The following is an 8,875-nucleotide window of genomic DNA, read 5'->3' as shown; positions in this document are numbered from 1 at the left end:
GGCGGGTGGGTCGCCCGACCCACCCGCCGGCTTCCTCTAAAATCAGTCGCTTCCCGGTTATCTGTAGCGAAGTTTGGTCCTAGTATTTTTCCCTAGCCACATAATGGGTGTGCAAGAGCTGGTGGGATTTCTCCCCTAGGGGCTTAATCAAGAACTCATCGTACAGCACTTTCACAGCTGGGTTTTCATGGGACTTTCGTAGTGGCATCTTGCCATCCACCTCGTAAATGGCATCGATGCGGTTCTGGCGCACCGAATTGGTGGTCGGGATGGGCTGACCACCGCCGCCAATGCAACCGCCCGGGCAACACATGATCTCGACGAAGTGGTAGTCGGCCTCCCCCCGTTTGATGGCCTCCAGCACTTTTCGGGCATTGGCCAAACTGTGGGCCACCGCCACCTTGACCGTGGTCCCTCCCATGTCAACGCTGGCTTCCTTTACCCCTTGCATACCACGTACCGCCACGAAGTCAAGCTGGTCCAGAGTCTTGCCGGTAACCAGCTCGTAGGCGGTTCGCAAGGCTGCCTCCATAACCCCTCCGGTGGCGCCAAAAATAGCTGCTGCCCCGGTGGAGATTCCCAGAGGATCGTCGTAATCCTCCTCTTCCAACCCGTCAAAGTTAATCCCGGCCTCGCGGATCATGCGGCCTAGTTCCCTAACCGTAAGAACCACATCCACGTCCTGGTAGCCGCTTGCAAACATCTCCGGACGGGTGCACTCATACTTCTTGGCCGTACAGGGCATTATGGATACTACAAACATATCCTTGGGGTCGATGCCAGCCTTCTGGGCATAGTAGGTCTTGGCCAGCGGGCCAAACATCTGTTGGGGCGACTTGCAGGTGGAGACGTTGGGTATAAACTCGGGATAGAAGTGTTCCAAGAACTTAATCCATCCTGGGCTACAGGAGGTGAACATGGGCAGGACCCCACCATGGGTCAGCCTTTCGATCAGCTCATTTCCTTCTTCAATGATGGTAAGGTCGGCGGTAAAGTCGGTGTCAAAGACCCGATCAAAGCCCAACCGACGAAGAGCAGCCACCATTTTCCCAGTTACAATGCTACCAGGCGGAAGCTTCAGCTCCTCCCCCAAGGAAACCCGAGTAGCCGGGGCGGTCTGAACCACCACGTGCTTGGTGGGATCCGATAAGGCCTCCCAGACCCGGGCAGTATCGTCTTTCTCTTTGATAGCACCCACCGGGCAAGCGTGGATGCACTGCCCGCAGAAGGTGCAGGCAACCTCCATCAGCGGCTTACCGTAAGCAGGGGCTACCACGCTTTCGTAGCCGCGTTGGGCTGGAAACAGCACCCCTACTCCTTGGGTCTCCTGGCAAGCCACTACGCAACGCCGACACAGGATACATTTCCTGGGGTCCCGAACGATGGCAGGGCTGGAATCATCAATGGGAAAATCCCGAACATAGCTATCAAACCGGACTTCCCGTACGCCAAGGCGCTCAGCCACGCTCTGGAGCTCGCAGTGCAGGTTGCGCTCACAAGTATTGCACTCCAGGGGGTGGTGAGCCAGTATAAGCTCAAGATTAATTCGCCTTGCTTGGCGTACTGCTGGTGTATTGGTTCGTACCACCATGCCTTCGGCTACCGGATAAGCGCAGGCGGCTTGTAAGGTCTTCTGTCCCTGAACTTCAACTACGCACATGCGGCACACCGCCCGCGGCTCCATATCCGGGTGATGGCACAGGGTAGGAATGTCCACTCCTATTTTCTGGGCTGCTGCTAAGATGGTACTGCCCTTTTCTACTTGAACCTGTTGTCCATCAATGGTCAAGGTGACCATATCCATTCGCTTTACACCCCTCTCTTGCTGGTTTTAGTCCTTAGGCCAAAGCCTTACAGGTGCCGGTAGGACATCTCTTCTCCTTGATGTGAGCGTCATACTCATCCCGGAAATACTTGAGGGTAGTGACGATTGGGAAAGGAGCAGTCTGTCCCAACGGGCACAACGGGCTCAGGCGCATGGTTTCAGCTAAGGCTTCGAGGAGTTGGACATCCTTCTCCTCAGCCTCGCCGCGAGTCATCTTGTCAACTATGCGATATAGCTGCATGGTGCCCTCACGGCAAGGAGTGCATTGCCCACAAGACTCGTGAACGAAGAAGCGGGCAAAGGATTTGGCCACGTCCACAATGCAGTGGCGGTCGTCCATGATGAGGAGCGCTCCCGACCCCAGCGCGGTGCCAGCAGCAGCCATCTGATCATAGTCCATGGGCACATCGAGAAGCTCTTTAGGAATACAGCCTCCCGAGGTACCTCCGGTTTGAGCCATCTTGAACTCCCGACCATTAGGAATGCCGCCGCCGATATCATAGAGCACCTCCCGCAAGGTGATGCCCATGGGCACCTCAATTAGGCCTTGATTGACCACGTCGCCGCACAAGGTAAATACTTTGGTGCCTGGGCAACGCTCGGTGCCCAAACTCCGGAACCAGTCTACTCCTCGCTCAATGATTACCGGGACGTTGGCCAGGGTTTCCACATTGTTGACCACTGTCGGTTTACCCCATAGCCCGTAATCAGCTGGGTAGGGAGGTTTAATCCGCGGTTCGCCGCGACCACCCTCCAGCGACTCAATCAAAGCGGTTTCCTCCCCGCAAACGTAGGCCCCAGCGCCAATGGCAATTTCAATATCAAAGTCAAATCCAGAATTAAACAGGTTCTTACCTAGAAGCCCATACTCCCGCGCTTGGTCAATGGCCTTCCGTAAACGCTCAATGGACAAGGTATACTCGCCCCGGATATAGACATAACCTTGGTTGGCTCCCACAGCATATCCGGCTATGGCCATACCCTCAATTATGGAGTGAGGGTCACCTTCAAGAATCAATCGGTCCTTAAAGGTTCCCGGCTCGCCTTCATCAGCATTGCAGATTATATATTTGGGTTGGCCAGCCGCTCGGCGAGCAAAGCTCCACTTCAGTCCAGTGGGGAAGCCCGCCCCTCCGCGGCCGCGCAATCCCGAATTCTTAATAACTTCAGTAACTTCATCTGAAGACATACTGGTCAGACACTTGCCCAAAGCTCGGTAGCCGCCCTGGGCAATATATTCTTCGATAGACTCGGGGTCGATGAGGCCACAGTTGCGCAACACCACCCGAACCTGGCCCTTGAAATAGTCAAATTGGTCATAGGTCTGAACCGGTTTAAGCTCGGCCGGGCGATAAAGTAGGCGGTCTACGATCCGGCCCTTCAACAGGTGCTTTTCAACTATTTCCGGCACATCATTGACCTTGACCTGGCAGTAGACCACTCCTTCCGGATATACCACCACCGTGGGCCCCTGCTCACAAAGGCCAAAGCATCCCGTCTCCACTACCCTTACTTCCTTATCTAAGCCTTGGGCCTTGATGCCTTGTACTAAAGCCTCTCGTATGGCCCGGTTATGCTTTAAAGAACAATTGGTTCCATGACAGACGAGTACATGGGAGCGATAGAACTGCATTCCTCAAGCCTCCTTTCACGGGCTATTTGTACTGGGCCAGGATTTGCGGAATGGCCTCAGGAGTAAGGTTGCCATAGACCTCGTCGTTGATCATGATGGCCGGGGCTACTCCGCAAACGCCAATGCAACTGGTGGTCTCCAAGCTAAACTTCCAGTCTGGCGTGGTCTCGCCTAGGCCAATTCCCAACTCGGCCTTAATGGCTTCCAGAATCTCAGGAAAGCCTTCCACATGACAAGGTGCGCTCTCGCAAACCCGGATCACGTACTTGCCCTTAGGCTTTAGGGCAAAAAGGCTGTAAAAGGTGGCAGTACCGTAGACCTTGCTCATGGGTAGGCCTAACGCTTGGGCCACGGCTAAAAGATCTGCCTCCGCCAGATACCCAAACTCCCTCTGAATGCCCCGGAGGATAGGCAAGAGCGCCCCCGGTTTACCCTGGTTAGCGGCAATTATGGCTTCTACCTTTGCTCTGCGACCTGCTTCCCCCAACGCCTTCTCTGCTACTGCCATTGATTTCTCCACCTCCTAAATTTGGCTAAGGCTCATACTTTAAGCTTGGGCCTAGGCCCTAGGCCGGGCCGGGCACGGCGACTGCCCGGCCCCTTCCCAGCCACCATTAACTAACCGGCTGGCCTGTATACTTGCTGCGCGAAGTGTAGTGGGTATGCAGAAGCTCATGGGATTTGTGCCCTAAGGGCTCCCCTAGGAATTCTTTGTAAAGCACCTGTACTGCCGGGTTCTCATGCGACTTTCTGATCTTCATAGCCTGGTCCACGTCGTAGATGCCGGCAATGCGCTGGCGGCGAATCTCGGTGTTGGTGGGAATGGGTTGTCCGCCGCCACCAATGCAGCCGCCCGGGCAGCACATGATCTCGATGAAATGATAATCGGCCTCGCCCGCACGAACTTTGTCCAATAGCTTGCGGGCATTGCCCAGCCCATGCGCTACCGCCGCCTTGACCGTTAAGTCGCCCACTTGGACCGAGGCTTCCTTAACCCCTTCTAAACCGCGAACGGCTTCGATGTCGATATTGCCAAGTTCTTTCTTAGTAATCAGCTCATAAGCGGTCCTCAGCGCTGCTTCCATAACTCCTCCGGTGGCACCAAAGATGGCCCCAGCTCCGGTGGAGATTCCCAGCGGATCGTCGTAGTCTTCCTCCGGAAGAGCGTTGAAGTCGATTCCCGCTTCCTTGAGCATCCTCCCTAATTCCCTAGTGGTAAGAACTACATCCACGTCCCGATAGCCGCTGGAGGCCATCTCCGGTCGCTGGGCTTCGAACTTCTTGGCAGTGCAAGGCATTATGGAAACCACGAACACGTTGGCCGGGTCTATTCCTGCCTTGCGCGGGTAATAGGTCTTGGCCAAAGCCCCGAACATCTGCTGGGGTGACTTGCAGGTAGAAAGATTGGGCAGAAGATCAGGGTAATAGGTCTCGATGAATTTAATCCATCCGGGGCTACAGGAGGTGATAAGTGGTAGCACTCCTCCGGTCTGTACCCGCTGGATTAATTCGCTGCCCTCCTCCACGATGGTCAAGTCGGCAGTGAAGTCGGTGTCGAATACCCGGTCAAAACCTAGCCGCCTAAGTGCAGCTACCATCTTGCCAGTGACGATGCTGCCCGGCGGCAGGCCAAACATTTCCCCTACCGAGACCCGGGTAGCTGGTGCAGTCTGAACCACCACGTGCTTGTTGGGGTCAGCCAAGGCCGCCCATACTTCTTCGGTCTGGTCGCGCTCGGTGATGGCTGCGGTGGGACAAACCAAGCTGCACTGGCCACAATTGACGCAGATGGATTCACCCATGCGGGCCCCAAAAGCAGGAGCGATGACCGTATCAAAGCCGCGCTCTTGAGCATAGATGGCGTGAACCGTCTGCACCTTATCGCATACCGCCTCGCAGCGGCGACAGAGGACACATTTGCGCGGGTCGCGCACGATGGAAGCACTGGAATCATCGATGGCATACTCGGTCCTGGCCCCGCCAAACCTTACCCGGCGAACCCCCAGGGACTCGGCCAACTTCTGTAGCTCACAGTTTTGGTTGCGCAGGCAGGTCAGGCATTCCTCCGGGTGGTTAGACAACAATAGCTCCAGGGTCAGCTTCCGGGAGGCCCGGACTGCTGGCGAGTTGGTCTTTACCTTCATCCCAGGAGCTACTGGAGCCACACACGATGCCTGTAAAGCCTTAGCTCCCTCTACTTCGACTACGCACATGCGGCAAGCGCCAATTTCGTTGATTTCCTCCAGGTAACAAAGGGTTGGAATCTCTATACCACACTTCTTGGCCGCCTGGAGGATTGTGGTACCTTCTTCGACCTCTACTTGGCGATTGTCAATGGTTAAGGTAACCAGTCCCATCTATCTCCCTCCCCCTGGCGGTTAATCGGTAACATCGCAGCGCAGACACCTAGAGGCTTCCGCTACTGCCATTTCCTCATCAAACCCTAGCTCCACTTCTTTAAAGCTACCCAGCCGATCGCTCACATCCAGAGCCGGCTCAGCGATGCGCCGGGCTTCTTGTTCAATGATCTCGCCGCTGACCTTTCGTTCCACCTCAAGCAGCGGCGCCACCATCCCGTCGCCGCCCAGGTACTTGTCGATGCTGGCTGCAGCTTTCTTCCCAGCAGCAATGGCCTGGATCACCGTGTCTGGTCCGGTCACGCAGTCGCCACCGGCAAAGATCCCAGGAACGTTGGTGGTCATGGTGCGCGAGTCGGCGATGACCACGCCGCGACCGGTTTCTAATCCCATACTCGCCGGTATCCAGCTCAGGTCAGCAGTCTGACCAATGGCGGCTATGACTACGTTGGCTGCTACTTCAGTTACTTGCCCGGTGGGTTCAGGGCGCCGCCGGCCACTTTTGTCGAACTCGCCCAAGCGCATATACTCTAGCTTCAAGGCTTGGGCCTGGCCCTGATTGCCCAAAACTTCCACTGGAGCCACTAGGAACTGGAAGGTAACTCCTTCCTTCTCAGCCTCGGCAATTTCCTCTGGCAGGGCAGGCATTTCCTCCCTGGTCCTTCGGTAGTATACCGTTACCCCTTCTGCTCCTAGGCGCAAAGCCGATCGGGCAGCATCAATGGCCACGTTGCCACCGCCGATGACAGCGACCTTCTGGCCGCTAAAATCAAAGCTCCGGCCCAGATTCAGGTCGCGCAGGAAAGCCACCCCGGAATAGACTCCGCCCAAATCCTCGCCAGGGATGTTGAGCTTTTGATCTTGGTGACTGCCCACAGCTAAGAAGAAAGCCTGATAACCCTGATCCTTAAGCTGGTCCAGAGTCACATCCTTCCCCACCCGGACGCCAGTCCGGATATCTACGCCTAGAGCCCGGATAGTATCGATTTCCGCCTCCAGCGTCTTACGCGGCAGCCGGTAGTCGGGAATCCCCACTGCCATCATGCCGCCCGCCACTGGCAGGGCCTCAAACACTGTAACCTGGTAGCCCTTCCGAGCCAGGTAATAGGCACAGGTGAGGCCGGCTGGCCCAGCGCCAATTACTGCTACTTTCCCCTCCAGCCTAGCTTCGGGCTTGGCCACCTGAGCCTCCCCATTACCCTTAGCCAGCACATAGTCGCCGACAAAGCGCTTGAGGGTGCGAATGGCCAAAGGATCATCCAGTTGACCGCGGCGGCACTTGCTCTCGCAAGGATGGTTGCATACTCGCCCACAAACTACTGGGAAGGGATTATCATGCTTGATGGTTTCGTAGGCTTCCTTAAAACGCCGATTCTTAATATGGTCAATGTAGATAGGCACATCGATTCCTGCTGGGCAAGTGTTTTGGCATGGGCTCTTGAACAGAGCAGCACAAACCGAGGCAGCGCAATATTTGTCACGAATGTGCTCCTCATACTCGTGCCGGAAATAACGGATGGTGCTGAGCACTGGATTGGGAGCGGTTTGCCCCAACCCACACAGGGCCGAGTTCTTGATCCCATAGGCGAGCTCTTCTAGAAGTTCGATATCCCCTTCCTGGCCTTCGCCCCGCTTAATTCGATCCAGGATTTCCAGCATCCTCTTGGTGCCTACCCGACAAGGGGCGCATTTGCCACAAGATTCATCTTGCACAAACTCCAGGAAGAACTTGGCTAGATCCACCATACAGGTATCTTCGTCCATGATGATCAGGCCGCCAGAGCCCATAATGGTGCCTAGCTGGGTCAGGGAATCGTAATCAACGGGTACGTTGAGGTACTCCTTAGGAATGCAACCTCCCGACGGGCCTCCGGTCTGGGCAGCTTTAAACTTCTTGCCCCTAGGAATGCCTCCGCCGATGTCGTAAATAATCTCCCCCAATGAGGTTCCCATGGGTACTTCAACCAGGCCGGTGTTGTTAATCTTGCCGGCCAAGGCAAAAACCTTAGTGCCCTTACTCTTTTCGGTCCCAATGGAGGCAAACCATTCCGGGCCCTTGAGGATAATCACGGGAATATTAGCCCAGGTCTCAACGTTATTAATTACGGTCGGCTTGCCCCACAGGCCAGCGTTGGCAGGGAAAGGAGGCCGTGGCCGCGGTTCGCCTCTACGGCCCTGGATGGAAGCCAATAGGGCAGTCTCCTCACCGCAAACAAACGCCCCGGCTCCGACCCGGATCTCCACATCAAAGTCAAAGCCAGTGCCAAAAATATTTTTCCCTAAGAGCCCGTACTCCCGGGCTTTTTTAATGGCAATGCCTAAGCGCTCTACCGCCAAGGGGTATTCAGCCCGCACGTAGATGTACCCTTGGTGAGCCCCAATAGCATAGCCACAAATGGCCATGGCTTCCAGGACCGAATGGGGGTCCCCCTCGAGGACGCTGCGGTCCATGAAGGCTCCTGGGTCACCTTCGTCAGCGTTACAAACCACGTATTTGGGGCTACCCGTAGCTTTGGCAGTAAACTCCCATTTAAGGCCGGTCAGGAAGCCGCCCCCACCCCGGCCGCGCAACCCCGACCTTTTTACCACATCAATTACCTGCTCCGGAGTCATGGAGGACAGCACTTTCCCCAAGGCCCGGTACCCGTCTCGGGCTATATACTCTTCCACCGATTCTGGATTGATGATGCCGGTATTGCGCAGAGCGATGCGGGTCTGCTTCTTAAAGAAATCAATATCTTCAAAGGTTTGCTGCGCTTCCTCAGTGCCAGGAGCCCGATAAACCAGACGGTCCACAACCCGGCCCTTGTATAAATGCTCGCCAACTATGGCCTGGGTATCTTCCGGCTTGACCTTCTGATAGAAAACTCCTTCCGGGTAGACCACGATGACCGGACCCAAGTCACATGGGCCCATACAACCGGTTTCTACTACCCGGACTTCTTTTTCCAAGCCATATCTGGCAATCTCATCTACCAGAGCGTCTTTGACTGCCTTGCAACCTGAGGACACGCATCCAGCTCCGGCACAAACCAGAACATGGGCGCGGTACAGTTCCAT

General features: G+C 55.8%; 5 protein-coding genes. All 5 read right to left on the bottom strand.

The window, feature by feature from the left end:
• Positions 1 to 79: 79 nt before the first annotated feature.
• Positions 80 to 1,804: an iron hydrogenase small subunit gene (locus H5U02_05870; protein ID MBC7341958.1), complete on the bottom strand. Its 1,725-nt coding sequence runs from the start codon at positions 1,802 to 1,804 to the stop codon at positions 80 to 82.
• Positions 1,805 to 1,838: 34 nt separating this feature from the next.
• The gene (gene nuoF / locus H5U02_05865; GenBank protein MBC7341957.1) at positions 1,839 to 3,458 is read right to left on the bottom strand and encodes an NADH-quinone oxidoreductase subunit NuoF; all 1,620 of its coding nucleotides are present in this window, start codon (positions 3,456 to 3,458) and stop codon (positions 1,839 to 1,841) included.
• Positions 3,459 to 3,480: 22 nt separating this feature from the next.
• On the bottom strand, positions 3,481 to 3,966 hold the full coding sequence (gene nuoE, locus H5U02_05860) for an NADH-quinone oxidoreductase subunit NuoE (GenBank protein MBC7341956.1): 486 nt from the start codon (positions 3,964 to 3,966) through the stop codon (positions 3,481 to 3,483).
• 106 nt (positions 3,967 to 4,072) lie between these two features.
• Entirely contained in the window at positions 4,073 to 5,815 is a 1,743-nt protein-coding gene (locus tag H5U02_05855; GenBank protein ID MBC7341955.1) for an iron hydrogenase small subunit, read from the bottom strand.
• 21 nt (positions 5,816 to 5,836) lie between these two features.
• Positions 5,837 to 8,875 carry an NADH-quinone oxidoreductase subunit NuoF gene (gene nuoF, locus H5U02_05850; protein ID MBC7341954.1) on the bottom strand — a complete coding sequence of 1,013 codons (3,039 nt, stop codon included), beginning with the start codon at positions 8,873 to 8,875 and terminating at the stop codon, positions 5,837 to 5,839.

The organism is Clostridia bacterium, assembly GCA_014360065.1.
Classification (GTDB): Bacteria; Bacillota; DSM-521; order Neomoorellales; family JACIYF01; genus JACIYF01.
Note: the sequence above shows the minus strand (reverse complement) of the source record. Positions and strands in the feature narration are given on the sequence as shown.